We start from the raw sequence: 25,536 nt of genomic DNA, 5'->3' as shown, positions 1-25,536 counted from the left end.
TAAATAACAGGTATGTTGCAGTATCTTAAATCTGACGATTCTGGCAAGCTTACCATCAGAGAGAACTTAGTTAAGGGCTCTTGGATTCGTTGTGAGCGGCCAAATGAAGAGGAGATTTCCCAGTTATTGTCACTGGGGATTGATGCTGATATCATCACCGACGCATTGGACCCCCACGAGGTTCCTCGCTTGGACGCGGACAATGAGCGGACATATTTGATTGCCCGATTGCCGGATACTGACGATGATTTTAATGACTTTACTACACCAATTTTGTTTGTGATTCATGCGGATTATATCATCACCATTTCGCGAGATAGCCTAGGTAGATTGTGGCAGCCGTTTATTGATAAACATGTGGTATCCACGTCAAGTCGAATTACCCTGCTGGTTGACATGATTGATGCGTTAGCAACGCAATATCAGCGCCGGGTGGCTGCCATCAACCGTCAAATGCGGGCGGCGACTGGCGATATTCGAACATTGCGAGCGCGCGATATTGCCACATTAGCTGAATATGAGCGCAAACTGAATGATTATATGGATGCCTTGGTGCCGATGAACTTGTCAGTGGAGCGGATGATTGCGCATAAAGCATTGATGCTTCGGTCGGATGCCAAGGAAGACGTTGAAGATATTTCCATTGATCTGGAGCAGGTGATTAGTCGCTGTAAATCATTGCTGCGTACCATCACCAACGTGCGCGATAGCTATCGGGCGGTGATGGATACGCGCCTGAACGAAACCATTCGGTTGCTGACCGTCATCACATTGGCGCTCACTATACCGACCATGATCGCTGGCTTGTTTGGTATGAATGTGCCAGTTCCTGGTGGGGATGACCCGGCAATGTTCTGGAAAATCACCGGCGTCAGCGCTGTGGCGGCATTGTTGATTGGCTATTATTTCTTGCGCCGCCGCTAGCGGTACACAGAACCAAATAACCCTATTTCTTGACTAATGCTATACTAGAAGTATGAGTAACATTATTGACGTCCACGGTTTGACCAAACGCTACGGCGATCAAACAGTGGTAAAAGGCATAGATTTCAGTGTCGAAAAGGGCGAAATATTCGGTATTTTGGGTCCCAATGGCGCTGGTAAAACAACAACGCTAGAAATGCTGGAGGCATTGCGCACTATCGACGGTGGTACAGCTGTCATTGATGGTGTTGACGTAGCTAAACATCCCAAGAAGATCAAAGACATCATTGGTATTCAGCTGCAGTCGACCAACTTTTATGACCACTTGACATTAACTGAGCAATTGAGAATGTTTGCCAGTTTGTATGGTAGCAAGACTGACGTGGCTGCGCTACTAGCTAAAGTCCAACTCACAGAAAAAGCTAGAAACTATGTCGAACAGTTGTCTGGCGGACAAAAACAGCGCTTCGCCATCGCTTCGACCTTGGTCAATAGTCCAAAAGTTTTGTTTCTGGACGAGCCAACCACTGGTTTGGATCCACAAGCGCGTCGCAACTTATGGGAGCTGATCAAGCAAATACGCGAAGAGGGCGTTACTATCGTGCTGACAACACACTACATGGATGAGGCTGAATTGCTGTGCGACCGGCTGGCAATCATGGACAACGGTCAAATCATCACCACCGATTCGCCACATAACTTGATTCAACAGTTACTCAAGCGCGGCTTTAAGAAAAAGCAGGTGGTTGAACAAGCAAATTTGGAAGACGTTTTCATCGATCTTACAGGAAAGGCGATACGGGATTAGTAGTATGAAAAAATATTGGATAGGTATCATTGGTCAGGTCGTAGCTGGTCTTAAGCGTTTGCTGCGCGACAAAATGGCATTGTTTTTCACCTTTTTGTTCCCGCTGATTTTCTTGTTTGTGTTTGGTTCAATTTTTAATAATCAGACGACCAATTTCAAGGTTGCCATCATTAACCACTCCAACACTGAGTTCGCCAAGCAATTTGTCGATGGTGCAAAAAATGACAAGTCAAAATTACTACAAGTTCAGGACGTGAAAAACATTGATGATGCCAAAGAAAAGATGAAGCGCTCGGAAATTGACGGTATCATTGAGCTACCAAAAGAGTTTGGTGAAGTCAAAGGTGAAGGCGCACAAGCTCGACCGTCTGGCACGCTGAACGTGCTGCATGCTAAAGGGCAAGATCAGGCTGCCAGTGCACTGACCGCTGTGATGGGTCAGATTGTTGGTAGTATCAACAAAGCCATGGGTCAGCCAGAACCGCCGTTTAAGGTAGCTTCACAGGCAGTTGGCGATGAAGCTCTGAAGACGTTTGATTACACCTTCACTGGGCTATTAGCGTTTAGTTTGATGAGCATGGGTATCTTTGGTCTGGCAAACCAAATGCCAACCGAAAAGCAAAAAGGCAACTATCGTCGCCTGCGGGCTGCACCGTTTACTTCTGGTCAGCTCATTATTTCTACGGCTATCGTCTACACCTTGGTGTCTTTGGCAAGTGCTGTCTTGATGCTGGTTGTCAGTATGCTACTGTTTAAATTTACGATGCGTGGCGACTGGTTGTTGTTTGTGCCATTCTTGACATTGGCTGCCGTGATGATGGTTGGCCTTGGATTGATTGTTGGTGCGTGGGCTAAAAACGAAAATCAGTCAGCGCCACTCTCAAATATTATCTCTTTCCCGATGATGTTCTTGTCTGGTGCTTTCTTCCCATCATTCTTGTTCCCAGAGTGGCTCAGGTCTATTAGTCAATGTATCCCGATGACCCCTGTCGTTGACGGTCTTCGATTGATATCAACAGAACACGCAAGCCTGACAGAAGTTCTGCCGCAGTTTGGTGGAGTTCTGTTGTGTATCGTCATCGTCTACACCTTGGCTATTAAACTGTTCCGCTGGGAATAACTACTGCTAGTAGCAAAACATAGCCTTTTTTCGTATAATCAAAGTATATGGTGGTGGAATACTTTGAGCGATCAGCGGCGGGTGAGCGTCTAGAAAAGGTAAGTCGTCCTCGCTCTCACGCGTGGGTGCATATATCTGGTAAATTGCTGGATATGGACGACTTGTCAGATAAGCTCCTGTTGAATGCAAATATCCTGCGTGACGTTTGTGATGTCCGTGAGTTGTCACGAGCAGAGTTTAGCAATGGCGTGGAATACATTTTCTTGCGTTTACCAGTTGGTCCGGCTGATGCCGCCAAAACCGCCCCGATACTCATCGCAGTGTCGCGTGATCGGCTGGTAACTGCTAGTCCGCACACTTCTTTTTCGCCGTTAGACACTGATGCTTTCATGACCACTGACACGCGTCAGCCCTCTGCGGTAGTGTCAGCCGTCATCGCCTCCATCATCACCGAGTACGAGCAGCGACTATATGCGCTATCGACCAAAATTACCAGCGCTCGCAAGCGGCTCACACATTTTGATGTCCAAAACGAGGACTTTGTTGAGTTCGTCGCTATTGAAGATAGCCTCAATGAATATCGAAGTGGTTTAGAGGGCTTGGTCACGGTTGTTGGGCAATTGGAAGCAAATCGTCGGCAGTTGTTTAATCTGCGTGATATTGAAGCCTTTGGTGATATCATATTGCATGCCCGCCAATTATTAGTGGCTATTGGTTCGAGTGCCCAAACGATTGACAGTATTCAAAACGCTTATTCAACCATTGCCAATAACACCTTGAACCAGCGCATGAAGGTACTCACGACTATCACTATTCTACTAGCGGTGCCAAATGTGTTTTACGGTATGTATGGCATGAATATCGGATTGCCATTTCAGGGCGAGTGGTGGGCGTACGCTGCCATCATGGGTATTACACTGTTGTTAATTTTACTAACATTACTACTTGCCAAGCGATTCCGCTTATTCTAAAATTAAAAGTAATAAAGTAGGGAGTAAGCACTTGACGTGCTATATTTCCTTTGGTACTATGGTTGACGTGTCTCGCGCCGAAGCATTGAGTTGCGGTTTGTAATAAAGGTCGAAGCGCGTGAGGCTGCATTTAGTACGAAGGAGTACAAATACATGCCGATAGCAATCAATTTTGTGTCATCACGACGCAAAAAGATCGCAGTGGATGTAGTGCCTGCCGAATGGCAAACATACATAGCACAATAACATATCTAAAACCGCCCGAGCGCTAAACCCGGGCGGTTTTAGATTGATTTACGGTAATCTACTCAGCCTTCTTTTCCTCAGTAGAAACACCTGCTGCTTTGAGCGCGTTTTCTACCTCAGCGTCAATACTGTTGAGGTCTTCTACCTTTTTGCCATTGATGAATATGGTTGGTGTAGCAGTAATTTCGTGTGCACGGCTAACGGCAGTGTCGAAACTAATTTTTTGCAATACGCGGTCGCTTGTTAGGTCATTGGCAAAGCGTGATTCATCGAGTTTAAGCTGCTTGGCATAGCCCATGAAGATATCGTTGCGTTTGTGATTTTGGGCGTTGCTCCATGCGTCTTGGTTTTCGTACAGCAAATCGTGCATTTCCCAGTATTTACCTTGCAAGCCTGCCGCCTCAGCCACTGACGCTGCTAGGCGAGCGTGAGTGTGACCAGACAGTGGGAAGTTGCGGAAGATCAATTGCACATTATCTTTGTGCTTTTCGACAGCTGATTTAATACGTGGTGCAACAGTGCGACAACCTGGGCATTGATAATCACCGTACTCAATAATCGTAACTTTAGGCTTGTCAGCCCCAAAAGTGTGCTCCTGAATGTCACCATTGCGCTTTTCAGCAGGGATGATTTTTGTGAGTTGATCTTTGGCGATATCGCTAATATCTAAGCGGTGTGTTACTGACAGGTATACCATGCCACCAAGTATCGTCACCACGATTGCGATAAATACGCCCCAGGTTTTTCCGTTCATTCTTGTCCTCCAAATTAACTCTAGCAATAATAGCATAAAATCAGGTAAAATAAAACCATGAGTGTATTGCTGTTAAGTGTTATATATGGATTGATTATCGTCATTTTGATATTGGTACTAGGGGTGCATCCACAGCTCTCGTCACATAGCCAATTTGAATTGAAACGTCGGGCGCACCAGGGTGACGAGGAAGCAAAATTACTACTGAAACGCCGCACCTACTTGGCTGATTTATTTTCGTTGCAGCGGGTGATCACGGCATTATTATTGGTGTCGCTCAGTGTCATCGGTGTGGAGTTGTTTCACTGGCTAGTTGGTTTTTTGGTGTCGTTAGTCATCGCGCTTTATTCGGGCGCCGTGGCTCGCTTGTCGCCGCTACAAAAATTTTCACAGCGCATCTATGAACGGTATGAAGGAGCAATCATTCGCTGCATTGAAAAGTATTCAGTTGTATTTTGGGCGATCCGTTCTGTTGTACCGTCACAAAGTAGTGAATTGGATGTTGAATCGCGTGAGGAGCTGCTCGAGATAGTCAAGAACGCTGGTGATGCATTGTCCAAGGACGAAAAAAAGCTTATCACCAATAGTCTCAAGTTCAAGGACATGAAAGTCACTGACGCCATGATTCCACGTACTATGATTGATAGCATAGGTAAAGATGAAGTACTAGGTCCCATCGTTCTGGATGGGCTGTATCAAACAGGGCACAGCCGTTTTCCGGTGATTGATGGGGATATTGATCATGTTGTGGGTATGTTATATGTGCAAGATTTGGTGACCATTGGTAACGCCAAAAAGTCGCAAAAAGCGCACCACGTTACTGATGCTATGGAGCACGCTGTGTTTTACATTCGAGAAGACCAATCGTTGCAGCAAGCTTTGGCTGCCTTTATCAAAACCAGACACCATCTATTCATCGTGATCAACCAGTACCGTGAAACAGTTGGACTGTTAAGCCTGGAAGATGCTTTGGAAGCGCTTTTAGGAAAGAAAATTAATGATGAATTTGATACCCATGAAGATCTGCGCAAAGTAGCTGAGCGCAATCCACGCGGTAATAATAGCCCAAAAACTACCGAAACTATCTAAGAATTTATCTTTTGCATATATCGACATTCGGGATAATTCGAGCATCCGTAGAATGGTGAATGATTATTTTTGCTGTGTCTTATCACCAGATGACCGCCACGACAGCGTGGGCATGGTTTAATTTTTTGAGATATGTCTGATACGTCAGGAATTGGTACTACGACACCTTTATCTTCAAGGGCGCGAATGATGGTAAGTAGTCCTGTGTTATCAATAAGCCGTATTTTGTTGCCATTGGTAGAATATTTTACAAATCTTCGTGCGTCCGATGAGAAGATGTTTGTTGTGACAAAGAATGCCTCGCCGCCGTGTAAATGATCAACAACTGCACCATAAAAATCACGCACTTCGGATACTTTGACAATTTGTTTAATATACTTTTTACATTGGACATAACTTTGGACGCCGTTTTTGTATAATACAATGTCGATGCCACCGTCGCGTTTATACGGAGTGGTTGCAGCCGAATAGCCAAAATGTTCAAATAATTGAGCGATGTATTTTTCGAAATCATACGGCGACATGGAGCGAATTTTGGTGAGCAGTTCATGGTCGCTGAGTGGTGTGACTGGATTAGACCTGTTCTCGGTAATGGGCTGCTTATTCGTTGATTGTGCCCCTTCCGAAGCAGACATTTGGGTTGACTGGATATCTACTGCGGGCGATACTTCCCGGCGTAATTCCTCTAGCTCCCGGTAGGCTGTGATATATCGTTTATGATAATAAAACACTACAAAAGGACTGGCGATGATCCACGTAATTGAACAAAAGATGACTACAGTGCCCACCGTATAGCTATCCATAGGGCGATTATAGCATAAAACTGTTGCCGCTGTGGTATAATAACAGATATGAAACAGAGGACTTTTGCAATTGATACACCAACAAAAGTTGGGGAAATGATTACCGTGGCGGGCTGGGTACACTCCCGGCGTGATCACGGTGGGCTGATTTTTATTGACCTGCGCGACCATACTGGGCTGGTGCAGCTGGTGATTAATCCTGAGCAGGCGGAAGCGTTTCGTTTGGCGGAAAGCCTGCGCGATGAGTTTGTGATTCGTGCTAGTGGTGTGGTGACGGAGCGCGGCGAAGGTTTGAAAAATCCAAATATCGCCAGCGGTGATGTGGAAATTGTGGTGGAAAATCTGGAAATTCTCAATCGTGCTGAAACCTTGCCAATCCAACCATTTGCCGAGGAAAATCAGGCGGGCGAGGACTTACGTTTTAAGTATCGCTACCTCGATCTGCGCCGCCCGAAGATGCAGGAGATGCTGAAAAAACGCGCTGAGATGTACCGACGGATGCATCAGTATATGGATACTCGGGACTTCATCGAGATTCAGACGCCGATTTTGGCAAATTCCAGCCCCGAGGGCGCGCGTGATTTTCTGATCCCCAGCCGGTTGCAGGAAGATAAGTTTTACGCTCTACCGCAAGCGCCGCAGCAGTTCAAGCAGCTGCTGATGGTTGGCGGTGTGCCGCGATATTACCAGTTGGCGGCGTGTTTTCGCGATGAAGATCCGCGGGCCGATCGATTGTACGGTGAGTTTTACCAGCTGGACCTGGAGATGAGTTTCGTTGAGGACGGCGAGGAAGTTCGCCAGGAAGTTGAGCCGCTGATGCGGCAGCTCGCGACCGAGTTTGCCGGCAAAAAGTTGCTGGATTTGAGCGACCTGCCTGTTGGTGATGGCAGTCCAATTCCGCGCATTTCCTACCGCGACGCCATGGAGACATATGGCTCGGACAAGCCAGACCTACGTTTTGGTATGAAGCTGATTGAATTGACCGACGTATTTGCCGAAACTGAATTTGGCGTGTTCAAAAACGCTGAGTGTATCAAGGCGATTTGCGTCAAAAATGGCGCCAGTCTCAGCCGCAAGCAAATCGACCAATTCACTGACATTGCCAAGAGCGAGGGGGCGGGCGGTTTAGCTTACATCACTTACCAAGATGGCGAGGCAAAATCGCCAATTGCCAAGTTCTTGAGCGAAGCAGAGCTCACGGCGATTCAGCAAAAAATCGGTGCAGTTGATGGCGATGCAGTCTTCTTCGGCGCCGACGCTCGCCCGGTCGTCAACGCCGTGCTTGGTCGTCTGCGAAACGAATTTGCTGCTCACTTCGACCTGAAAGACCCGAGCGTGGTAGCGTTTGCCTGGATCATCGATTTTCCATTCTATGAATGGGATGACCACGGCAAGAAGCTTGATTTTGGCCACAACCCATTTGGCATGCCAAAGGGCGGCCTAGAGGCGCTGGAGTCAGCAACGACTGACGCCGACAAGCTTGCCATCGTTGCCGATCAATTTGACATGGTGATGAACGGCTACGAAATTTGCTCCGGCGGTGTGCGCAACCACAACCCAGCGGTACTATACAAAGTGTTTGACCTACTTGGCTTTAGCGAAAGCTATGTGGAGGAAAAGTTTGGCGCCATGCTCAACGCCTTCAAATACGGTGCACCGCCGCACGCTGGCTGTGCCTTTGGTGTTGACCGCATCCTCATGGAACTCATCGACGAAACAAATGTTCGCGAGACTTTAGCTTTTCCAAAGAACGGCTCAGGCGTTGACGTGATGATGGATTCGCCATCAACGGTTGATCCAGCACAGCTACAAGAATTAGGGCTATAAGATACATCACGGCGGCGTAAATCTGCCGTGATTATTCTATAGTGACAGGCGAGTTATTTTCGCTGCTTTTTCTGGCTGATAAATTGTGCAATAAGACCGATGATAACAACCAGAACTGCAACGTAAAGCAACCCGTTAATCAACCAGGCGGCAAGGCGAAACACCATGCTCAATACCCAAGCGATGATAACCAGGACTGCAATGCTGTAAATTAATTTAGGAAAAGACATATATTCATTATACCATCTACCGCGAGCTAAGCATACCGTCAAACCACCCCTTAGCATGGCAATCGCGAAAGTTCCAGGCCCCGGGGCTTTCGGTTTTGTAACTCCAGTAGAACCAGGCATCGACATTTGCTGGTACGGCAAGTTGCGATTGGCAGTGGGCGTATTCGGTACTATCGCTGGCAATGCCTGGCGGCAGGGCAGCGCTCCACTCGCCGATGATCAGTGGCTGCTGCTGGGCATAATTGCGGTACTCGCCAGACCGTTGGTCAAGTACCTGACGGTGGTGAGTTAGCGATGTCGCTTGATTATCCGCATCGGAAAAGCACTGGTAATGGTGTATATCCAGCGTGTTAGAGTCGACGCGTCCCGACCACCAGGCTGGCTGGTAGCAGTCAGACGCCACGATGTGCACATGAGGCGGCAATTTACTACGCAATTTCCGGCTCGTTTTGTGTGTCCACCACCACAGTCGCCACCGTTCGCGTCGTGTCGTTACTAGTGGTTCATTGAGTAGTTCGATGCCCCATAGGGCTGGATGCTCACCGTATTCACTAGCGATATCCAGCAGTATCTGTGTGGTCTTTTGCTGATTGGCGCGTTGATACCATTGAACTCTACCAGTGTTGCCACTACCGCTATGGTCGCTGGTATTTTGAGCACCAGGTGCGGCGTGGAGGTCAAGCAGAACCTGTAAGTTATAGTGCCGAGCCATGTCCACCAGCCAATCAATCTGCGGCTTTGCTGATATATACGGTGGCTGATCCTCGAGTGCCCAATAACCAATTGGCAGCCGTAGTAGTCGTATACCAGCTTGCGCCAGCCATTTGATGTCAGCTTCCTGAATGAATGTTTGTCGATGCTGCTGGATGCGCGCTCGACCATCTGCGGTTTTAGATAATTCATATTCATTGGTCGCGTCCGTTCCAGTGAATACGCTTGGCGTCATCCATCGTTCGAGCACTAGCCAGCCACCCAGATTGACACCGGGCATGGCAGGTGAGGAAGAATGACGACTCATGGTTCTACTGTAGCATGAATATATTGCCGAATCATAGCGAAACGGCTATACTGAAAGTAATGTATGATCGACATGAAGTCAGTGTAAAAGTGGCGCTGTATAGCAGCGACAGCAAACGCACCTTGTTGATGCGGCATTGGGGTGATGCGGGGTTTGGTCTGCCGGGCGGGCATATCGACGCTGGCGAAATGCCAGATGAAGCGCTGGAGCGGGAGTTGCGCGAGGAACTAGGTATCACCATTGATGCGACGCCGGCTGACTTTTATGTGCGCGACCCATATGATACCACTGCTAAAAACCATAAAATCATCCTTGGCTATACAGCCACAATTGACGGTGATATTGAGCTGCCGGACCAGGCCTGTGATGGTAGCGAAGCAGGTCCCGTCTGGCTGACGCGGGCAGAAGTTGAGACTGCCGACAAAATCGCGCCAGGCTACCGGGATTTTTTGCTGAAGTGGTGGCCGTAAATTAAGGTAACACAGCAGGAGATGATAAAAGGCTATGCAATCAATATCGAATATAGAATACGAAGCAAAAATATATGATATTGATCCAGCCGATATCGCTGGGAAATTGGCAAAACTTGGTGCTAAAGAGATTGGTAATTATAATTTCCATCGTTATGTATTTGATACAATTCCGGCGACACCAAATCGCTGGGTACGGTTGCGCTCCGATGGGCAACACGCTACTCTGACTGTCAAAGAAATAACCACTGACGCTATTGATGGTACTCACGAATGGGAAGTTGAAGTCTCTGACCTAGAAACGACACTAGAGATCTTAGCAAAGATTGGCATTAAACCACGTGGCTATCAAGAAAACAAACGGCAAGAATATAACCTTGGCGGCGTCCAGGTCGTCATTGACTACTGGCCGAAACTAAAACCTTACATTGAGATAGAAGGTAATAGCGTAGAGGAAGTGATAAACACTGCGAAACTTTTGGGCTATACCAAAAATGATTTGACGACGAAAAATACTACCGAGTTATATCAGGATGTTGGTATAGATATTGAGAAAATACTAGAGTTAACATTCAATTCAACTGTCGAGGACAGAATGCTCACAGGATTATAACTGAACACCCAACCACGCCGCCAATACATCACCAGCAAAGTAGGCCAGCCCAGCGGCAACTGCGCCGAGGAGTAGGGTAATGGCGGCTTCTCGCCATGGCGATTGCTTGCCGACTTTACCTTTGATGAAGCCAATCGTCAGGAAGGCGGCCGCTGTTAGCACGGAGCTGATATAAAACAAGGTAGTGCTTGGTACTTTTGAGCCTGCAATGACGTCAATCAAGTACGGCAATACTGGCACGCTACCCACGGCGACAAAGGCCAAAAATGTAACTGCGCCGATGATTTTTGGCGAAGCTCGTTTTTGGGTATCGCGGGCCGAATATTCATGCTCAGCGCTGGCTGCCAGGTAGGCACTGGCACCCATCGAGAAGCCATCGGCGATGAGGTTTGCAATGCCTAAAATGAGGATAACCGCGCTGGAGATGCCGGCTCCGGCCGAAGCTGCCACGACGGCAAAGGTTGTCACGGTGCCGTCAACCGCACCGTACACAAATTCTGAAATGTATCGTCTAAAAAATATGTTCATAACCGTGCCATTATAGCACAATTAGGCGTTGTCAGGCCTATTCGCGTATACTAAAGCAATGACGACTGATGATTTCCAGGCGCTGATCTATCAAAAAGGCCGTGAGCTCTACCGGTCGATGCCGTGGCGTGATCAGCCGACCTTGTACTATGTGCTGGTGAGTGAGCTGATGTTGCAACAAACACAAGTTGCTCGCGTATTGACGAAGTTCATGGAGTTTACCGCAGCGTTTCCGGACATTAAGTCGCTGGCAGCGGCCGAGTTGACCGAGGTGCTGCGTGCGTGGCAGGGGCTGGGCTATAATCGCCGCGCCCAGTATCTTCACCGCGCAGCACAAGCCATCGCCGCCGGCGTCCCGGTGACTACGCTAGATGACCTCGTTGCATTGCCGGGTATTGGCGTCAATACCGCTGGTGCCATCATGAATTATGCCTATCAAGTGCCAACACCGTTCATTGAGACAAATATTCGTACCGTCTATCTCAATCATTTCTTTGCGGGCCAGGAAGCGGTAGCGGATCGCGACATACTGACTGTTGTTGAGCAGACGATGGACCGGGCAAATCCGCGCCAGTGGTTTTGGGCGCTGATGGATTATGGCAATGAATTGAAAGCTCAGGGCAAGGGTAAATTGTCCGCTAGTCGCCACTACACCAAACAATCGCAATTCACCGGCAGTCTCCGCCAGATGCGTGGTGAGATTTTGCGTCGGTATGTTGGCGGGCAGCCACTCGCTGAAATCACCGCTGAATTACAGGATGACCCGCGATTTGCGACGGCACTGGATGGCTTGCGACGGGACGGCCTCATTGCTTAACGATACGGTATTGACATTTTAAACCGTCTATGCTATCATAATAACCAGTCGATACGACAAATATAAACAACAAATCAAAGGAAAGGTATGGAAGATATGCAAACAGTTATTATACTGATGACTGCGGTGATTGTGGTCCACTCAGTGGCGATCATCATCTTGTTCAGTATAATAATCTCGCTCTTGGTAAAACTCAAACGTATTGCCAGCCAAGCTGAAACAGCAGCGCACAATATTGCACAAGCTACAGAATGGCTGTCACCAAGAAAAGTCTTTACTGAAGCTTCTCGGCTTTTTCGGCGGAAGTAGCAAGGATTCGTCAGTAAGACCCAACAATAAACAAACAAAGGAGAAACTATGAAAAAAGTATTAACTGTCTTAGGTGCTGCGGTAGCTGGTTTTGCGGCTGGTGTATTGACTGCACCAAAAAGTGGTAAGGAAACTCGCAAAGACTTAAAGAAAAAAGCTAACGAGTTGAAAAAAGATGCTGACAAGTGTGCAGCAAAGGCAAAAACAGTGGCAAAAGACACCGCTGCTTCTCTGAAGTCTGGTGCGCAAAAAGTAGGTAAAGCTACCACCGAAGCGGCTCACGATGTTAAAGGTGATGTTGAAAAAAGCCTGAAATAATTTGACAACAATCCAAAAACGCGGGACAATGGAACAGATGAAACAAGCTGTTACAAGTCTCGCGTTTTTGATGGTTATTGCTGGTGTAATTGTCGGGTCCTCGGTTGTCGTGAAAGCGCTTGATGGTCAAGCCGAATCTGCAAATGGAATTGATGCCATCAAAGCCAATTGCCAGGATATTCGTGGAAATCTCAGTCGACTGCATTATAGTGACGCAATTTTACGAGTAAACACCGGTCAAGCGTACAATGATATTTCTTCGCGCCTGATGGCACGCCTGAACGGTCGCTTAGCAGTGAACAAGATTGATGCTGCAGACCTTGTTTCTTTGACGAGTCGGTTCGAAAAGGGTCGGTCATTGTTCTCCTCTCGGTATAATGAATATGAATCTGCCTTGGCAGCACTTCTGAAGATTGATTGCAAAAATCAGCCAACTGATTTTTATGCTCAGTTCAACATTGCTCGTGATGCACGGCTCAAATTGTCATCATCAGTTCGCGAGCTCAACGACATTATCGCTGAGTATGGTACTAAAGTCGAAAAGATAAAGGAAAAACTCAAGTGATACACCAGCAAATAATGGAGCATAAATTGCCGGCATTTATTGTAGGTTCGGTGTTGCTAGCTGCGATCTTAGTGACTTTGTCGATGTTTATCTACTATGCGTCAGGAGCTTCGCGGTTGGATTTGAGTCGCCCAGAGTACAAGTCGATGCGCTCAAAGATCGATCAGGGCAAGGCGCTAGACGAGGGATTTTCGGCGCAGGGTGAAATCACCAAATCAACCATAGACGAATTTATGAAGCTGTACAAAGCAGAGGCTGAAAAAACTACAAGCTCGCAGAATTTTTCAGTTGATGCGCTAAGTGACGCTAGTCTAGGAATTACCCAAAGTCAGTCAAATCAATAACTATTTTTTCAATGGTCCATTGGTGGTGAGCGGTAGCGTGGCTAGTTTGATGTCGTTATTTTCGAACTCACGCAGCAGTCGCCGCCGCATTTCTGAAGTGACACTCCATTGGTCTGAGGGCTGAGTTTTACCGGCAATGATCACTTCCACTGAATGTCCGGTGATATCGCCCAGGGAAGTAAACTTTGGTGGGTCGATGATTTTTCGTTTCCAGGATTTTTCCAAGGATAATTTATAGCCAATGTCATTGATAATTTCGGTGGCGGCTGAGATGTCAACTGACGGATCGAGCTGTAGGATAAACCGAGAGATACTGTAGCCCATGGTTTTGTTGATGACCTGCTGGATGGTACCGTTTGGAATGTAATGGACATTACCATCAGTGTCACGCACGACTGTCGAGCGGGTACCGACACGCTCCACTTTACCGACCGCACCCATGATGTCGACAACATCACCAACGCGGTATTGGTTCTCAGCGATGATGAAGATACCAGCCAGGAAGTCCTTGACTAGTGACTGGGCGCCAAAACCCAACGCCACACCGATGATTCCGGCGCTGGCAAACAGCGGTGATAGATCGACTAAAAAGAGTTTATTTGCAACCACTGCCAACGCATAGGCAATCATCAAAATTCGCCAGAAGCTGCGGAGCAGCTGGATCAAGGTCTCCTGACGTTTCTCGATATCTTTTTTGTGCCAATCTCGATGTTTGGCTGTCGACCTGACCACGCTTTTGATGCCCCATTTTAGCAGCACGCGGCCAATATAGTAAGCGATGATGGCGCCGATAACCGTACTCCATGCCTCGATGAAACGCTGCTCCATCAGCCAACCCAGACCATTTTGCTTCAGCCACTCATCGAAATTGGAGGAATCTAAAATATACTTAGTAAGCGTATCCATAATAGATTTAGTATAATGAATAATATGAGTTTTGTCGATCCGAATCAGTTCATCATCACCCGTAAACGCAAGAAATATAAATTTGCACTGTTTGCTAATTCGCCACTGTGTTTTGAGTATGACGAATGGTTGGCGGTAAAAGATCAGTTAGATAAACAGCCGACGGTGATGGAGATAGGTGCGGGCAATGGCTTGTTCGCGGTCGAGCAGGCAGCGCGTCATCCAGAACAAACCGTTGTGGCGCTTGATGTCAAAGGTGATCGCCTGCAAAAGGGTGCCCGAGAGGCTGAGGCACGCGGACTGGCAAATATCTTTTTTGTGCGAGCGCGGGCTGATCAAATTGATCAATTGGTTGCTCCGGCATCACTCGAGACCATTTGGCTAACATTTTCTGACCCATTTCCTCGAAAACATTCGGCTGGCCGGCGACTAACCCATCCGCATTTCCTGAAAGTGTACCGCAGCCTATTATCGTCAGAGGGTGTGTTGCTCATCAAACACGACAACACCGATTTTTTTTGTTGGAGCTTGGAACAGCTGGTTAGCCAAGGGTGGTCTTTGCAGGAGTTGACCTTTGATTTGCATGAGTCTGAGCTGGCTGATGACTATAAGATCCTCACATCCTATGAGCAGCGCTGGCTGGACGAAGGGAGAATCACAAAGTTTGTTAATGCTAAAGCAAATGGGAGAAGGAACTAATATGCCACACATTCACATCGCACCCAACCAACACGACCACACCGTTACTGGATATGTCATTCGTACCGATGGCGATCAACCGCGGGCGTTGCTGCATGTGCATAAAAAACTAGGAAAATTACTGCCACCGGGTGGACACATAGAACTGGACGAAACGCCATGGGCAGCGATGTTGCATGAACTGCGCGAGGAAGCTGGCTATGACGCTGGGCAATTGTTGGTTTTGCAACCAACCTTGCGCATGTATCAAGCGGCAATGCCAGAAGTAACACTTCACCCGCAGCCGCTGCTCATGAACACCCACAACATTACACCTGAGCATTACCATTCAGACACCTGCTACGCACTGGTAGTTCGGGAAGATCCACGCCATGAATTAGCCGCGGGCGAATCGACGGATGTGCGGTGGCTGACACGAGACGACATAGCGGCGCTACCGTCTGAACAAATCTGGGATAATACACGAGCGAGCTATTTGTCATTGTTTGACAGGTTTTTAGACGAATGGGAATTAGTACCTGCGAGTGAGTTTTCGGCAGGCAAATGATAGGAGGAGAGATGATGAATATACAAGACTATGCAGATCAGGCCATCACCACATTATCAGATAACTACGCATACGGTGACATCAGCCCGCAATTAATGGGTCAGGTATTGGGGCTAGCTGGTGAATCTGGTGAGGTAGTTGAAAAAATCAAAAAGTTACTGCGTGACAAGCAGGGAAGCCTTGAGGAGTCAGACAAGGTAGATATCCTCAAAGAGTTGGGGGATATCTTGTGGTATGTCAATGCGGTAGCGCATTTGTTGGGCTCGAGTCTGGAAGACGTAGCGCGGATGAACAACGAGAAACTGTTGAGCCGCAAGCAGCGTCATCAGCTACACGGCAGCGGTGATAATCGCTAAGCGTCCAGCGTGGTGGCGCGTTGTCGCACCCAATGATCAATAGTTCCGGCGCCCATACATAAGACTAATTTTCCAGTATCGAGCGAAGCAGTGATGTGATCCCACAGCGCATCATCCAGCTCGGCAAACGTTACAACGTCAGGGCGCGAAGCAACGATGTGGCGTGTTAATTCTTGCGGTGTTAAAACTGGCAAGTCTGGATTTTCGCGGGTCAAATAGGTTGGTAGCCAATAGATCGTCTCAGCGGCCTCAAAGACATCTGCCGTATATTGCGTCATGATTTCGTGCTGACGAACATTTTGATGCGGTTGATACACTAGTACCACGTGGTCCGATAGTTCTTGCGCCAGTTGCAGGGTAGCTTTGATTTCCACTGGGTGGTGACCATAATCTGAATACAGCCCCTCGGCCAATTTCTCAAATCTGCGACCAGCGCCAGGGAATTGGTTGATGCTGGTGATGATGGTTACTTCATCAATTTCTGTCATGTGCTTGACTGCTTCTAAGGCCAGCATACCGTTGCGCCGATTGTGCTCACCAGTCAAGTGGATATCTGGGTGATATTCGGTCAGCACTTGTACATTGCCATCATCAAAAAACGCAGCAGCTTCCTGCCAGGTGACGACACTTTCAGACTGCCTACCAAAGGTGCGGAAAGCTGCCAGATAATCAGCTTCCGTTGGGTAGGTGTCAGGGTGGTCATAGTCAACTGAAGTGATGAGGCTCAGCCATGGTTTGAAATTCAAGAAGTTCCGGTCAAATTCGTCACACTCGTAAATAAAAAATTGACTAGTTGGGTCAAACTTGCCACTTGGTCCAAAGCTCAAGGTTGAGCCGATCGAATAACTGACTGGAATCCCTAACTGTTGCAGTGTCCACACAATCATACTAGTGGTAGTGGTTTTGCCGTGGGTACCAGCGACAGCCACGAGCTTTAGGTTTTTATCAGATATGATGTGTGCCAATAATTCATCGCGTTTGCCGGTTTTGATGCCGAGCTGGTGAGCAAGTACTAACTCAGGGTGATCTGCTGGCAGCGCTGCGGTATAGACAAACCAATCAAACGGCTGTTTGTCATGCTCTTCCTGCAAAAAAGTCCCTGATTGATCAAGGGCAACGTGAATGCCGCGTTCCATCAAAGCCGCGGTCAGTGGACTGGCTGATCGGTCTGAGCCACAGACGTCATACCCTGCGTCATGAGCAATCTCAGCCAATGGTCCTATACCGACGCCACCGATTCCTGAAAAATAAATTCGCATGGCTTTATTATACCACTCTCGCCCGCCGCTCGGCATGTGTGCTATACTAAAACTAGATCAAGAAGGGGTGGAATGACAGATAAACGCAACGTCCGATTCAAAATTCGTCGACTCGAGCAGATCAAAACATGGCAGCTGTTGATTTTGTTTGTCATGTTTGCTTTCATCACAGCAACATTCCTGCGGCTCAATAATGTTGGCATGGTGGAACGTCGTGAAGCGGTGTACGCTGCAGACAAGACGGACGATTCGGTTGGGCTGGCGAGCCGATTGTATGATCTACAGAGGTTTGTAAGCACTCACATGAATGCCGATCCTGGCAGAGTTGCATTGGTTAAGACGTATGAACGAGACAATGAGCGGCATAAAAAAGCCTATCAAGAAAGTACCAATAGCACTGCCAATGGTGATGTATTTCAAAAGGCTGAGGCTGTTTGTGGGCCGATCGCGCGGTCCAATGGCTGGCGTTGGCCGGATATGCGCTATACAAATTGCATCAACCAAGAATTAGAAAAAATTCCTGGCGGACAAGCGGTGATGAGTGAGTTTAAGCCGTTACCGGTTGAGCCGTATTACCACACCTTTACCTCGCCCCTCTGGTCACCAGATTTTGCTGGTTGGTCGTTGATTGTCACGGTAATAATCGGTCTTATCATCATAGGTCGACTCGTGGTCTTGGCTATTCTTCGCTTTATTTTACGCCGCCGAAAGCGTTTTTAGGCTTGACAGGGGCCAACAGGGGTAGTAATCTTATAAGGTAAAGTACTAATAGGAGGTATTACCACATGGCTTACAAGCACACTAACTCAAAGGGCGTTACGTACTACTTGCACAAGACTGAAGTAACTCTGCGCGGCGGCAAGACTCAGACCATCTACTTCTTTGCAAAGGTAGAGAAGAACGACAAGGGCACACCATGCGATCTTCCAGAGGACCGTGTTGTTAAAGAAAATCCACGCAACGGTTTCTTGACCATTTCTAAAAAGAAATAATTAGCAATACTCGCAATCAATACAATAGCTCTCCAAAAGGGGAGCTATTTGATTTTTTAGATATATTATGATATAATAAAATCATGAGCGAAATTATGACATCTCATGTTGCTATAACTGATGAAGGGGATGTCGTATACCCCGGGGGAGACCTTGATGTTGATCCAGATGAGCTGCAGGCAAGGCTAGACCAGGAAGAGGCTGATCGTGCGGCTGAGCAGCGTTATGACGAACACCTACAACGAGCGCACTCTGGTAATTTTACTGGAAGAAATAAGCTATTAGCAAAGACTGCGCAGCTGGCTGGTGCTGCCAACCGGTCTCGGGGTGCGGGAAAGATGCACGATATGGGCAGGGCTGATAAGATCAGGGGTGCGGCTGAGGCTGCTGAAAGAAGCATCGCTGAACGGCAGAAAGCGCTGGAGCTTGCTAGGATAGCCTGCCGGGCTTGCCCACTAAAAGATTTTTGTGTGATGGGCCCGGTGGCATTGGTTGATGCACTGTCAAAGACGGGCAAGCCGGGTAATAGCACGAGACAACGGTTTTCACGCAGAGTTGAAAAGCCAGGCAATAAGCATTATTGTGACGATAATCTACGACCAGGTAGGCTGCCGAAGCAATAAGGCAAGAAAAAAATCCCCTCAGTAATGAGAGGATCTTTTCTTGGTTGCGGGGGTAGGATTTGAACCTACGACCTTTTGGTTATGAGCCAAACGAGCTACCAGGCTGCTCTACCCCGCGGCACATAGATGATTGTAGCATAGACAAGGATGATTGGCAAATATAGTCAGCCCTATGGGCTTTTGCGGTTGGCTCCAAACAGGAAATTAGTCCATTGTTGGAGGTTGCTTTCGGTTAATTGTTGTTTGGAAACTGTGGCAGCTTTCTCAGTTTCAACATCAGTTGATGGCACGATCAGCTGTTTTTCACCTGGTGATCCATGACCCAACCGCTGGCGAACTGCTAAGTCTTGGTACTCAACAGTCTGGTAGTACTTGGCTTCATACTCAGCCAAAGAGACCTTTAAGGTTTCTAACTCGACTTGCTGCTTTTTATTGTCCAGCAGCTGCTGTAAATGATAATTTCTCTGCATAGCCTCAACCGAACCCCAGGCCCAGCTGAGTGCTATCAAAACCGCTCCAGCGATGATGACGTTGTTGAGCGTCAAATAATCGTGGCGGATGTGATAGATAAGTCGTCTTAGTTCGTGTTTGTCGAGTTTTTTTATCATCATGATGTTTGGTGGGGGCGGCTGGGATCGAACCAGCGACCAATCGGTTATGAGCCGACTGCTCTAACCCCTGAGCTACGCCCCCGCTCAGTTCAGTATATCATAGCTTCGGGGATAAATTATAGTAATTTACCAGCGGCAATTCGCGTCGCTTCTGACCAGGAAGTGAAGCAGCTTGGTGTGCTGATGAGCTGTTTGGCGGTCAGGCGATGGTGGACGGCGATGCTGAGTTCACTGATGAGGTCGCTGGCGTGCGGCGCAACGATGGCTGCGCCGATGAGCACGCCTTTGGTGTCAACGATCAATTTAACAAAGCCATTGCGGCAGTCGGTGATATTGCTGCGAGCCGTCAAAGTCAGCGGAGCGACAGCTGTTTTGTAGCGTAGGTCGCGTTTGATGCATTCCTGTTCATTCAATCCAACCTGAGCAACTTCAGGGAACGTGAACGCCACCAGTAAGTTTGGCGTTAGGTCGGCTTCGATGGCGGTACGGTGGGTCAGGTTATGAGCAGCAGTTCGACTTTGTGTCAGAACTGCGTGGGTTTGGATGGTTGGATCGGTGATATTGCCGGCAGCAAAAATATGCCGTGCTGAGGTTTGCATGCGAGCATTGACGGTGATGCCCTGGTGGGTGTAGGCGACGCCAGCGTTTTCCAGTCCCATGTCAGTCTGCGGGACGCGTTGCTCTGCCACCAAGATTTCATCAACGCGAACTGATTTTTGTTGTCGCCCCTGAATGTAAGTGACGCGCTTTTGCAGTCCCTCTTTTTGTAGGGCAACCACGCGAGATCGTGTCAAAATGGTCATATTACGGCTAACTTTTGCGTCTTCTGCGACGATTGGTCCAACTTCAATATCAAACTCTGGCAAAATTCGATTGGCTTTTTCCGCAACGTAGACTTTGGTACCAAATGAGGCGTACAAGTAGGCAATTTCCATGGCAGTGGCGTTGCCGCCAACAATGAACAAGGTTTTCGGTGGGCGGGTCAATGACAAGATGTTTTCTGGTGTTAAGTAAGGGATTTTGTCGCTACCAGGAATGGTTGACTTCTCCCAGGTTGCTCCCGTGGCGATCAAGAATTTGCGGGCTGACAAATGGCGACGATTGACAGTGATTTCATTAGGGCTGAGAAAATGAGCGTTGCCAGAGAAGACGCTAATGCCTTGTTTTTCATAATAATAACGATTACCGCCTGCGCCAGTGCGTTTGATGACGGTGTCTCGCCAGGACAGGAGAGACGGGTGATTGTAGTTGAGCGCGTTGGTTCGTAGGCCAAATTTGGCAGCGCGTTTGGCGTTGTAAAATACTTCGGCGGCATACAGCATGGCACCCAGCGGCATATCACCCCAGTTGGGAGATTCTCCACCAAAGGTTCCCCGTTCGACGACGGCAACTTTTTTGCCAGCACGGGCTAAGATACTGGCCGCCGGAGCTCCCGCCGCCCCGCTGCCGATGACGATAATATCATAATCAAATGTTGGTTTTTGTGCCATGGTTGCCCCCTAGTTTATATCATAAGTTTGTCATTTTTATACATGTACGCGGCGTCAGAGTGCAGAGGTTCAAGGAAAGTTGTTGCGGTCCGCCGTATGTCGTTTGCGGTTATTTCTGGCTTTTCTTTGCACCAGTCAATCACTTGAAAGGTTACTTGTGCTGCGATGTCTTCTGCTTGTCCGTCTGGCACGCGAACACTGCAGCAGGTTTTAACAATTGAGCGGTGCAGCTTTTCTGGATCGAATGGTTCGGTGCCTCGGTGATTGTTTTTCTTGATAATTGTTATCTGCATTACCATCCAACCCCCATGCTTGTTATCCCCATGACGCGGTCAATGAACAGATAAAACGCCAAAATGAACAGGCAGCTACCGCCGACAAATTGCAGGAATGATTTGTACTGTTCACGCCACTGCTGAATTTGGGCAATATTGTAGCCGCTACCAACAAGAATCAGAATGCCAAGTAATGGTAAAAGTGAACCGACGACATAGAGCATGATGGCTGACAGCTGGAACAGACCAGAAGGCAGGCTGATGATGGCCAGACTGGCTGCTAGTAGTGGACCAATGATGAAGATGAGTTCAGCGATGACGCTCGTCATGCCGAGTGAAAATGCTTCAGCACTGCTTTTGGTTGCTTTACTACGCTTTGATAAAAAGCGTGCCATGCCACGAGGTAGCCATAGGACGATGCCGGTTTTTTGCTTGCGGCGATAGTAAAATGCCCAGGTCGCTAAGCCTAACCCGACTGCGATGCCGGTGGTAACGGAAGCGACGAGTCGTTCGATGATCACGGTTTGGTTAATGACGATGGTTAAGATATGAACCGTAAACGTCGCCAGTAGCAATGTCATCAAAAAAACACCGAGCACGAAGCTATTCATCCGTCGGAGCAGTAGCATATGGCGGGTCTTTTTGCCTAACGCATGGCCGCTCATCAGCGTCAACATACTGACACTCAACTGCAGACTAGCATGAATGCCAGCTGCCAGAAGGAGGATAGCAAGTGATGAGAGTATGGCGTACGTCATGTTTATATGAATATTCCTTTAATATCAGTGTAGCATAGCCGGTTTAAAAAGGGAAAATAATCATGAGTATTTTGTGATATTGCTATTGCTTTTTTGTCAAAAATGTGCTAATGTAGAGTTAGGTTTCATTATTAAACAAAAACAAGGAACAAATACATCATGACAGAGCAAGCAATTGCAGAGCGTGAGCTAACTGCGTTTTTAGAAGGTATCGAAAAACAACAACTTGAAACGTGGAAGCACCAGCGGACTTCACAAGAGATGAGTGAATTTGTGTTGAGAAAGCTCCGAGCGCTTGATGATAAATAAGGTCGCCTAAAGAAAAACCTCCATGAATCATGGAGGTTTAGCTTGCAATATTGGTAGCACCGGGTGGACCCGAACCACCGACCTCAGGCTTATGAGTCCTGCGCTCTAACCAGCTGAGCTACGGTGCCACGTCTGAGGGTGATTATAGCATGCTATTGCTGTTTCACCAAGAGCTGAATTGATTTTATGAATATCAAAACCGCTCATGCTTTGCTATAATGGAAAAGATGAAATATGCAGTAGCAGTCAGTGGTGGGATTGACAGCGTTGTGTTGCTGGATCTTATTGCACATAAAGGGCATCAATGTGTGGTTTTGCACTTTGATCATGGTATGCGTGCTGATTCGAGGGCTGATGCGCAGTTTGTTGAAGCGCTGGCTCGTCGGTATGGGTTTTTGTTTGCAGGCAAAAGAGAAGAACTGCTGGGAGCTAACGAAGCGATTGCTCGGCAACGGCGCTACGCGTTTTTGTTAGCGGCGGCCGAGAAGCATAACGCACAGTTGGTGACCGCGCATCATTTGGACGACGTGGTTGAAACGATTGCGCTTAATGTGGCACGCGGGACGCGCTGGAGAGGGCTGGCAGTGCTTGGTGATTCGCGGATCATGCGGCCCCTGACACACTGGACCAAGCAGCAGCTCACAACCTATGCAGTGAGGCGCCGGCTGGAATGGGTTGAGGATGAGACCAACGCGAGTGATATCTATACGCGTAATCGTTTGCGGCGTAAGTTGATGAACCTGCCGGATGATGCCAAACAGCAGCTATACGATTTGTGGCAAGAGCAGTTGGAGCTAGCCGAGGCGATTACTGACGAGTCAGCACAGCTTTTGATGGAGCCGCTCAATCGGTACTTTTTCATCAGTATCGATATGGCTGAAGCGGTGGAATTACTAGCAGAGTATCTTCGAAAAAAATTTGCTACTTCCCTGCTGACGTCGCAGCTCGAGCGAGCGGTGGTGGCGCTCAAGACGGGTAAGCCCGGTACGGTCTGGCAGATCGGTGAAGGGTTAGAGATGAAATTATCATTAAAAACTGCTATAATCAAAAAGATTGATTTAGGTAGAAAGGATTTTTCAGATTATGGCAGTAAAGATGCCGAACAAGAATGGCAAGAATAAAATCAGTCAGTTTATGCGACTGGGCCTTTTTTGGGCAATTGTTGTATTGATTGGTTTGGCAGTGTATGCGTCAACTGCGCAGCACGCTAATTTGAAGGAAGTGGCTTTGAGCGATGTGGTCAGCCGAGCGAACAAGGGTGACATTAAACTCATCCAAGTCCAGGGCAACGACCTGACGGTGACGGTTAAAGACCAAGATAAGCCAACAGAAAAATCCATCAAAGAAAACAGCAGTATTTATGAGCAAGGCCTCAAGAAAGACGCGCCGGTTGAGGTCAAGGTTGTGCCACAGTCACGCACTGGTGAAGTGGTATGGAATGTTGCCATCACTTTTGTGCCGGTTATTTTGATCATCGGTTTCTTTGTGTTTATGATGCGACAGAGTCAGGGGCAGAATAACCAAGCCATGGGCTTTGGTAAATCAAAAGCTCGATTGTATGGTGAAGACAAAGAAAAGGTTAACTTTGAAGATATCGCTGGTAATGATAACGCCAAGCAAGACTTGCAAGAAGTAGTTGATTTCCTGAAAAACCCAAAGAAATACCGCGAGCTCGGTGCCAAGATCCCGCGAGGCGTGTTGTTGGTCGGCCACCCGGGTACTGGTAAAACCATGCTGGCGCGAGCTGTAGCTGGCGAAGCAGGCGTGCCATTTTTCTCTATCTCCGGTTCAGAGTTTGTGGAGATGTTTGTTGGTGTTGGTGCGTCACGAGTCCGTGACTTGTTCACTAAGGCCAAGAAAAATGCACCATGTATCATCTTTATCGATGAGATTGACGCGGTTGGTCGTAAACGTGGTTCTGGTATGGGCGGCGGACACGATGAGCGCGAACAGACCTTGAACCAGATTTTGGTGGAAATGGATGGCTTTGACGGCGACACGAATGTGATCGTCCTGGCGGCTACCAACCGAGCAGATGTGTTGGATCCAGCGTTGCTGCGCCCGGGTCGATTTGACCGGCGAGTTAATATTATGCTGCCAGAGCGCAAAGACCGCGAAGCTATTTTGAAGGTTCACTTTAAGAATAAGCCAACTGACGATACGGTTAATTTGGATGCGTTGGCAGCAAAGACGGCTGGTTCAAGCGGTGCTGATTTGGCAAACATCGCCAACGAGTCTGCCATCATCGCTGCACGGCGCAACAAGAAAAAGATTACCAACGAAGAGTTGACCGAAGCGTTTGAACGAGTAGCGATCGGTCCAGAGCGCAAAGCGAAGGTCATGAGCGACAAGGAAAAGGAATTGACGGCGTATCACGAGGCTGGCCATGCTATCGTCGGTCACGTTTTGCCAGATTCTGACCCAGTTCACAAAGTTACTATCATTCCGCGTGGTGGCACTGGTGGTGTGACGTGGTTCTTGCCGCCAGAGGACAAGAGCTACACCAACGTCTATGAATTTAAAGACATCTTGGCCCGGGCTATGGGTGGACGCGTGGCTGAGCAGATTTTGTACGGCGATGATGGTATCACTACCGGGGCAGGATCTGACTTGCGTAACGCGACCCAGATTGCTCGTGATATGGTGATTGAGCAAGGCATGGGTAAGGCTCTGCGTGACCAAGTCTTTCACGAAGATAATGGTGGATTGATGTTTGACAAGATGACCCGTGAGCGACCGTACTCAGATGAAACAGCGAAGCAGATAGACCAAGAAGTGGCAGCGCTGATCAATGAAGCGAAGACGCGAGCCATGACGGTTCTGAAAGCCAATCGTTCACATCTGGACAAATTGGCTGCGGCACTGCTCAAGGACGAAACCTTGGAGGAAGAAGCGGTGGCAGAGATACTCAAGGGTACTAAGTTGCCAAAGGAAGCAAAACTTCACGCATAATCGAT

33 protein-coding genes and 3 tRNA genes are annotated in these 25,536 nt (G+C 48.0%); 22 read left to right on the top strand and 14 right to left on the bottom strand.

Features of this window, described 5'->3' with window-relative positions; genetic code table 11:
• The first annotated feature begins 12 nt into the window (after positions 1 to 12).
• Genes V4210_RS03855 through V4210_RS03840 form a run of 4 tightly spaced genes read left to right on the top strand, consistent with a single transcriptional unit; the run spans position 13 to position 3,823 of the window.
• Positions 13 to 924 carry a magnesium transporter CorA family protein gene (locus V4210_RS03855; RefSeq protein WP_338520715.1) on the top strand — a complete coding sequence of 304 codons (912 nt, stop codon included), beginning with the start codon at positions 13 to 15 and terminating at the stop codon, positions 922 to 924.
• A gap of 52 nt (positions 925 to 976) precedes the next feature.
• Positions 977 to 1,732: an ABC transporter ATP-binding protein gene (locus V4210_RS03850; RefSeq protein ID WP_338520714.1), complete on the top strand. Its 756-nt coding sequence runs from the start codon at positions 977 to 979 to the stop codon at positions 1,730 to 1,732.
• A 4-nt stretch (positions 1,733 to 1,736) separates the two neighbouring features.
• Positions 1,737 to 2,852, top strand: a complete 1,116-nt coding sequence (locus V4210_RS03845; RefSeq protein ID WP_338520713.1) for an ABC transporter permease — start codon at positions 1,737 to 1,739, stop codon at positions 2,850 to 2,852.
• Positions 2,853 to 2,899: 47 nt separating this feature from the next.
• Complete coding sequence (locus tag V4210_RS03840; RefSeq protein WP_338520712.1) at positions 2,900 to 3,823, top strand: CorA family divalent cation transporter; 924 nt, start codon at positions 2,900 to 2,902, stop codon at positions 3,821 to 3,823.
• A 304-nt stretch (positions 3,824 to 4,127) separates the two neighbouring features.
• Here V4210_RS03840 and V4210_RS03835 read toward each other — a convergent pair whose 3' ends face one another.
• Positions 4,128 to 4,823 carry a DsbA family protein gene (locus V4210_RS03835; protein WP_338520711.1) on the bottom strand — a complete coding sequence of 232 codons (696 nt, stop codon included), beginning with the start codon at positions 4,821 to 4,823 and terminating at the stop codon, positions 4,128 to 4,130.
• A 57-nt stretch (positions 4,824 to 4,880) separates the two neighbouring features.
• Here V4210_RS03835 and V4210_RS03830 point away from each other — a divergent pair, with 57 nt between their 5' ends.
• On the top strand, positions 4,881 to 5,912 hold the full coding sequence (locus V4210_RS03830) for a CBS domain-containing protein (protein WP_338520710.1): 1,032 nt from the start codon (positions 4,881 to 4,883) through the stop codon (positions 5,910 to 5,912).
• Here V4210_RS03830 and V4210_RS03825 read toward each other — a convergent pair.
• Positions 5,909 to 6,715, bottom strand: coding sequence for a restriction endonuclease (locus V4210_RS03825; RefSeq protein ID WP_338520709.1), 807 nt, complete (start codon positions 6,713 to 6,715; stop codon positions 5,909 to 5,911). The genes V4210_RS03830 and V4210_RS03825 overlap by 4 nt on opposite strands.
• A gap of 48 nt (positions 6,716 to 6,763) precedes the next feature.
• Here V4210_RS03825 and aspS point away from each other — a divergent pair, with 48 nt between their 5' ends.
• A complete protein-coding gene (gene aspS, locus V4210_RS03820) occupies positions 6,764 to 8,542 on the top strand; it encodes an aspartate--tRNA ligase (RefSeq protein WP_338520708.1) in 1,779 nt (592 codons plus the stop codon).
• A 53-nt stretch (positions 8,543 to 8,595) separates the two neighbouring features.
• Here the strand turns inward: aspS and V4210_RS03815 are convergent, their stop codons facing one another.
• Both V4210_RS03815 and V4210_RS03810 read right to left on the bottom strand, forming a co-directional pair.
• The gene (locus V4210_RS03815; RefSeq protein ID WP_338520707.1) at positions 8,596 to 8,772 is read right to left on the bottom strand and encodes a hypothetical protein; all 177 of its coding nucleotides are present in this window, start codon (positions 8,770 to 8,772) and stop codon (positions 8,596 to 8,598) included.
• Between the two features lie 16 nt (positions 8,773 to 8,788).
• Complete coding sequence (locus V4210_RS03810) at positions 8,789 to 9,790, bottom strand: glycoside hydrolase family 5 protein (RefSeq protein ID WP_338520706.1); 1,002 nt, start codon at positions 9,788 to 9,790, stop codon at positions 8,789 to 8,791.
• Positions 9,791 to 9,849: 59 nt separating this feature from the next.
• Here V4210_RS03810 and V4210_RS03805 point away from each other — a divergent pair, with 59 nt between their 5' ends.
• Together V4210_RS03805 and V4210_RS03800 are read left to right on the top strand one after the other, a co-directional pair.
• Entirely contained in the window at positions 9,850 to 10,260 is a 411-nt protein-coding gene (locus tag V4210_RS03805; RefSeq protein ID WP_338520705.1) for an NUDIX domain-containing protein, read from the top strand.
• A gap of 34 nt (positions 10,261 to 10,294) precedes the next feature.
• Positions 10,295 to 10,873, top strand: coding sequence for a class IV adenylate cyclase (locus V4210_RS03800; RefSeq protein WP_338520704.1), 579 nt, complete (start codon positions 10,295 to 10,297; stop codon positions 10,871 to 10,873).
• Here V4210_RS03800 and V4210_RS03795 read toward each other — a convergent pair.
• Entirely contained in the window at positions 10,868 to 11,401 is a 534-nt protein-coding gene (locus V4210_RS03795; RefSeq protein WP_338520703.1) for a VIT1/CCC1 transporter family protein, read from the bottom strand. The genes V4210_RS03800 and V4210_RS03795 overlap by 6 nt on opposite strands.
• Positions 11,402 to 11,459: 58 nt before the next feature.
• Between V4210_RS03795 and V4210_RS03790 the strand changes: the two genes are divergently transcribed.
• The 5 genes from V4210_RS03790 to V4210_RS03770 all read left to right on the top strand — a co-directional run bounded on the left by V4210_RS03790 (position 11,460) and on the right by V4210_RS03770 (position 13,754).
• On the top strand, positions 11,460 to 12,218 hold the full coding sequence (locus V4210_RS03790; RefSeq protein ID WP_338520702.1) for a hypothetical protein: 759 nt from the start codon (positions 11,460 to 11,462) through the stop codon (positions 12,216 to 12,218).
• Between the two features lie 87 nt (positions 12,219 to 12,305).
• Positions 12,306 to 12,527 (top strand): hypothetical protein, encoded by a 222-nt coding sequence (locus V4210_RS03785; RefSeq protein ID WP_338520701.1) that lies wholly within the window; start codon positions 12,306 to 12,308, stop codon positions 12,525 to 12,527.
• A gap of 48 nt (positions 12,528 to 12,575) precedes the next feature.
• Positions 12,576 to 12,845, top strand: a complete 270-nt coding sequence (locus V4210_RS03780) for a YtxH domain-containing protein (RefSeq protein WP_138079522.1) — start codon at positions 12,576 to 12,578, stop codon at positions 12,843 to 12,845.
• A 28-nt stretch (positions 12,846 to 12,873) separates the two neighbouring features.
• A complete protein-coding gene (locus V4210_RS03775; protein WP_338520700.1) occupies positions 12,874 to 13,410 on the top strand; it encodes a hypothetical protein in 537 nt (178 codons plus the stop codon).
• Between the two features lie 14 nt (positions 13,411 to 13,424).
• Complete coding sequence (locus tag V4210_RS03770) at positions 13,425 to 13,754, top strand: hypothetical protein (RefSeq protein ID WP_338520699.1); 330 nt, start codon at positions 13,425 to 13,427, stop codon at positions 13,752 to 13,754.
• On the opposite strand, the gene V4210_RS03765 is transcribed toward V4210_RS03770, so the two are convergent.
• A complete protein-coding gene (locus V4210_RS03765; RefSeq protein ID WP_338520697.1) occupies positions 13,755 to 14,660 on the bottom strand; it encodes a mechanosensitive ion channel family protein in 906 nt (301 codons plus the stop codon). It abuts the gene before it with no gap.
• 24 nt (positions 14,661 to 14,684) lie between these two features.
• On the opposite strand from V4210_RS03765, the gene trmB reads away from it, so the two are divergent.
• From trmB to V4210_RS03750, 3 genes are read left to right on the top strand one after another with little or no spacing between them, the layout of a single operon-like run.
• The gene (gene trmB, locus V4210_RS03760; protein WP_338520696.1) at positions 14,685 to 15,359 is read left to right on the top strand and encodes a tRNA (guanosine(46)-N7)-methyltransferase TrmB; all 675 of its coding nucleotides are present in this window, start codon (positions 14,685 to 14,687) and stop codon (positions 15,357 to 15,359) included.
• A 1-nt stretch (position 15,360) separates the two neighbouring features.
• Positions 15,361 to 15,906: an NUDIX domain-containing protein gene (locus V4210_RS03755; protein ID WP_338520695.1), complete on the top strand. Its 546-nt coding sequence runs from the start codon at positions 15,361 to 15,363 to the stop codon at positions 15,904 to 15,906.
• An 11-nt stretch (positions 15,907 to 15,917) separates the two neighbouring features.
• Positions 15,918 to 16,262, top strand: a complete 345-nt coding sequence (locus V4210_RS03750; RefSeq protein ID WP_338520694.1) for a nucleoside triphosphate pyrophosphohydrolase family protein — start codon at positions 15,918 to 15,920, stop codon at positions 16,260 to 16,262.
• On the opposite strand, the gene V4210_RS03745 is transcribed toward V4210_RS03750, so the two are convergent.
• Positions 16,259 to 17,521 (bottom strand): UDP-N-acetylmuramate--L-alanine ligase, encoded by a 1,263-nt coding sequence (locus V4210_RS03745; RefSeq protein WP_338520693.1) that lies wholly within the window; start codon positions 17,519 to 17,521, stop codon positions 16,259 to 16,261. The two genes, V4210_RS03750 and V4210_RS03745, sit on opposite strands and share 4 nt — an antisense overlap.
• 72 nt (positions 17,522 to 17,593) lie before the next feature.
• Here V4210_RS03745 and V4210_RS03740 point away from each other — a divergent pair, with 72 nt between their 5' ends.
• The 3 genes from V4210_RS03740 to V4210_RS03730 all read left to right on the top strand — a co-directional run bounded on the left by V4210_RS03740 (position 17,594) and on the right by V4210_RS03730 (position 19,136).
• Positions 17,594 to 18,241: a hypothetical protein gene (locus V4210_RS03740; protein WP_338520692.1), complete on the top strand. Its 648-nt coding sequence runs from the start codon at positions 17,594 to 17,596 to the stop codon at positions 18,239 to 18,241.
• Positions 18,242 to 18,306: 65 nt separating this feature from the next.
• Positions 18,307 to 18,513 carry a hypothetical protein gene (locus tag V4210_RS03735; RefSeq protein ID WP_338520691.1) on the top strand — a complete coding sequence of 69 codons (207 nt, stop codon included), beginning with the start codon at positions 18,307 to 18,309 and terminating at the stop codon, positions 18,511 to 18,513.
• 83 nt (positions 18,514 to 18,596) lie between these two features.
• A complete protein-coding gene (locus V4210_RS03730; RefSeq protein ID WP_338520690.1) occupies positions 18,597 to 19,136 on the top strand; it encodes a hypothetical protein in 540 nt (179 codons plus the stop codon).
• Between the two features lie 41 nt (positions 19,137 to 19,177).
• Here the strand turns inward: V4210_RS03730 and V4210_RS03725 are convergent.
• The 6 genes from V4210_RS03725 to V4210_RS03700 all read right to left on the bottom strand — a co-directional run bounded on the left by V4210_RS03725 (position 19,178) and on the right by V4210_RS03700 (position 22,270).
• Positions 19,178 to 19,254, bottom strand: a tRNA-Met gene (locus V4210_RS03725).
• Between the two features lie 52 nt (positions 19,255 to 19,306).
• On the bottom strand, positions 19,307 to 19,747 hold the full coding sequence (locus V4210_RS03720; RefSeq protein ID WP_338520689.1) for a hypothetical protein: 441 nt from the start codon (positions 19,745 to 19,747) through the stop codon (positions 19,307 to 19,309).
• Between the two features lie 6 nt (positions 19,748 to 19,753).
• A tRNA-Ile gene (locus tag V4210_RS03715) sits at positions 19,754 to 19,829 on the bottom strand.
• Positions 19,830 to 19,863: 34 nt separating this feature from the next.
• Positions 19,864 to 21,237: a dihydrolipoyl dehydrogenase family protein gene (locus V4210_RS03710; protein ID WP_338520688.1), complete on the bottom strand. Its 1,374-nt coding sequence runs from the start codon at positions 21,235 to 21,237 to the stop codon at positions 19,864 to 19,866.
• Between the two features lie 14 nt (positions 21,238 to 21,251).
• Entirely contained in the window at positions 21,252 to 21,530 is a 279-nt protein-coding gene (locus V4210_RS03705) for an ATP cone domain-containing protein (RefSeq protein WP_338520687.1), read from the bottom strand.
• Positions 21,530 to 22,270: a hypothetical protein gene (locus V4210_RS03700; protein ID WP_338520686.1), complete on the bottom strand. Its 741-nt coding sequence runs from the start codon at positions 22,268 to 22,270 to the stop codon at positions 21,530 to 21,532. Before V4210_RS03700 ends, V4210_RS03705 begins: the two co-directional genes overlap by 1 nt.
• A 159-nt stretch (positions 22,271 to 22,429) precedes the next feature.
• Between V4210_RS03700 and V4210_RS03695 the strand changes: the two genes are divergently transcribed.
• Positions 22,430 to 22,579, top strand: coding sequence for a hypothetical protein (locus V4210_RS03695; protein WP_338520685.1), 150 nt, complete (start codon positions 22,430 to 22,432; stop codon positions 22,577 to 22,579).
• Between the two features lie 51 nt (positions 22,580 to 22,630).
• Here V4210_RS03695 and V4210_RS03690 read toward each other — a convergent pair.
• A tRNA-Met gene (locus V4210_RS03690) sits at positions 22,631 to 22,707 on the bottom strand.
• Between the two features lie 99 nt (positions 22,708 to 22,806).
• On the opposite strand from V4210_RS03690, the gene tilS reads away from it, so the two are divergent.
• Positions 22,807 to 23,700: a tRNA lysidine(34) synthetase TilS gene (gene tilS / locus V4210_RS03685; RefSeq protein WP_338520684.1), complete on the top strand. Its 894-nt coding sequence runs from the start codon at positions 22,807 to 22,809 to the stop codon at positions 23,698 to 23,700.
• Positions 23,663 to 25,531: an ATP-dependent zinc metalloprotease FtsH gene (gene ftsH, locus V4210_RS03680; protein ID WP_338520683.1), complete on the top strand. Its 1,869-nt coding sequence runs from the start codon at positions 23,663 to 23,665 to the stop codon at positions 25,529 to 25,531. The genes tilS and ftsH overlap by 38 nt, the downstream gene beginning before the upstream one ends.
• Positions 25,532 to 25,536 lie beyond the last annotated feature (5 nt).

Origin of the sequence: Candidatus Nanosynbacter featherlites, from assembly GCF_037013405.1 — a bacterium.
Lineage (GTDB): Bacteria > Patescibacteriota > Saccharimonadia > Saccharimonadales > Saccharimonadaceae > Nanosynbacter > Nanosynbacter featherlites_B.
The sequence above is the reverse complement of the archived record's forward strand: the minus strand, read 5'-3'. Positions and strand labels throughout refer to the sequence as shown.

Bases quoted from the DNA above. Each gene is read 5' to 3' on its own strand.
- V4210_RS03855 (WP_338520715.1), top strand. From the start codon at position 13: ATGTTGCAGTATCTTAAATCTGACGATTCTGGCAAGCTTACCATCAGA.
- V4210_RS03850 (WP_338520714.1), top strand. From the start codon at position 977: ATGAGTAACATTATTGACGTCCACGGTTTGACCAAACGCTACGGCGAT.
- V4210_RS03845 (WP_338520713.1), top strand. From the start codon at position 1,737: ATGAAAAAATATTGGATAGGTATCATTGGTCAGGTCGTAGCTGGTCTT.
- V4210_RS03840 (WP_338520712.1), top strand. From the start codon at position 2,900: ATGGTGGTGGAATACTTTGAGCGATCAGCGGCGGGTGAGCGTCTAGAA.
- V4210_RS03835 (WP_338520711.1), bottom strand. From the start codon at position 4,823: ATGAACGGAAAAACCTGGGGCGTATTTATCGCAATCGTGGTGACGATA.
- V4210_RS03830 (WP_338520710.1), top strand. From the start codon at position 4,881: ATGAGTGTATTGCTGTTAAGTGTTATATATGGATTGATTATCGTCATT.
- V4210_RS03825 (WP_338520709.1), bottom strand. From the start codon at position 6,715: ATGGATAGCTATACGGTGGGCACTGTAGTCATCTTTTGTTCAATTACG.
- aspS (WP_338520708.1), top strand. From the start codon at position 6,764: ATGAAACAGAGGACTTTTGCAATTGATACACCAACAAAAGTTGGGGAA.
- V4210_RS03815 (WP_338520707.1), bottom strand. From the start codon at position 8,772: ATGTCTTTTCCTAAATTAATTTACAGCATTGCAGTCCTGGTTATCATC.
- V4210_RS03810 (WP_338520706.1), bottom strand. From the start codon at position 9,790: ATGAGTCGTCATTCTTCCTCACCTGCCATGCCCGGTGTCAATCTGGGT.
- V4210_RS03805 (WP_338520705.1), top strand. From the start codon at position 9,850: ATGTATGATCGACATGAAGTCAGTGTAAAAGTGGCGCTGTATAGCAGC.
- V4210_RS03800 (WP_338520704.1), top strand. From the start codon at position 10,295: ATGCAATCAATATCGAATATAGAATACGAAGCAAAAATATATGATATT.
- V4210_RS03795 (WP_338520703.1), bottom strand. From the start codon at position 11,401: ATGAACATATTTTTTAGACGATACATTTCAGAATTTGTGTACGGTGCG.
- V4210_RS03790 (WP_338520702.1), top strand. From the start codon at position 11,460: ATGACGACTGATGATTTCCAGGCGCTGATCTATCAAAAAGGCCGTGAG.
- V4210_RS03785 (WP_338520701.1), top strand. From the start codon at position 12,306: ATGGAAGATATGCAAACAGTTATTATACTGATGACTGCGGTGATTGTG.
- V4210_RS03780 (WP_138079522.1), top strand. From the start codon at position 12,576: ATGAAAAAAGTATTAACTGTCTTAGGTGCTGCGGTAGCTGGTTTTGCG.
- V4210_RS03775 (WP_338520700.1), top strand. From the start codon at position 12,874: ATGGAACAGATGAAACAAGCTGTTACAAGTCTCGCGTTTTTGATGGTT.
- V4210_RS03770 (WP_338520699.1), top strand. From the start codon at position 13,425: ATGGAGCATAAATTGCCGGCATTTATTGTAGGTTCGGTGTTGCTAGCT.
- V4210_RS03765 (WP_338520697.1), bottom strand. From the start codon at position 14,660: ATGGATACGCTTACTAAGTATATTTTAGATTCCTCCAATTTCGATGAG.
- trmB (WP_338520696.1), top strand. From the start codon at position 14,685: ATGAGTTTTGTCGATCCGAATCAGTTCATCATCACCCGTAAACGCAAG.
- V4210_RS03755 (WP_338520695.1), top strand. From the start codon at position 15,361: ATGCCACACATTCACATCGCACCCAACCAACACGACCACACCGTTACT.
- V4210_RS03750 (WP_338520694.1), top strand. From the start codon at position 15,918: ATGATGAATATACAAGACTATGCAGATCAGGCCATCACCACATTATCA.
- V4210_RS03745 (WP_338520693.1), bottom strand. From the start codon at position 17,521: ATGCGAATTTATTTTTCAGGAATCGGTGGCGTCGGTATAGGACCATTG.
- V4210_RS03740 (WP_338520692.1), top strand. From the start codon at position 17,594: ATGACAGATAAACGCAACGTCCGATTCAAAATTCGTCGACTCGAGCAG.
- V4210_RS03735 (WP_338520691.1), top strand. From the start codon at position 18,307: ATGGCTTACAAGCACACTAACTCAAAGGGCGTTACGTACTACTTGCAC.
- V4210_RS03730 (WP_338520690.1), top strand. From the start codon at position 18,597: ATGAGCGAAATTATGACATCTCATGTTGCTATAACTGATGAAGGGGAT.
- V4210_RS03720 (WP_338520689.1), bottom strand. From the start codon at position 19,747: ATGATGATAAAAAAACTCGACAAACACGAACTAAGACGACTTATCTAT.
- V4210_RS03710 (WP_338520688.1), bottom strand. From the start codon at position 21,237: ATGGCACAAAAACCAACATTTGATTATGATATTATCGTCATCGGCAGC.
- V4210_RS03705 (WP_338520687.1), bottom strand. From the start codon at position 21,530: ATGCAGATAACAATTATCAAGAAAAACAATCACCGAGGCACCGAACCA.
- V4210_RS03700 (WP_338520686.1), bottom strand. From the start codon at position 22,270: ATGACGTACGCCATACTCTCATCACTTGCTATCCTCCTTCTGGCAGCT.
- V4210_RS03695 (WP_338520685.1), top strand. From the start codon at position 22,430: ATGACAGAGCAAGCAATTGCAGAGCGTGAGCTAACTGCGTTTTTAGAA.
- tilS (WP_338520684.1), top strand. From the start codon at position 22,807: ATGAAATATGCAGTAGCAGTCAGTGGTGGGATTGACAGCGTTGTGTTG.
- ftsH (WP_338520683.1), top strand. From the start codon at position 23,663: ATGGCAGTAAAGATGCCGAACAAGAATGGCAAGAATAAAATCAGTCAG.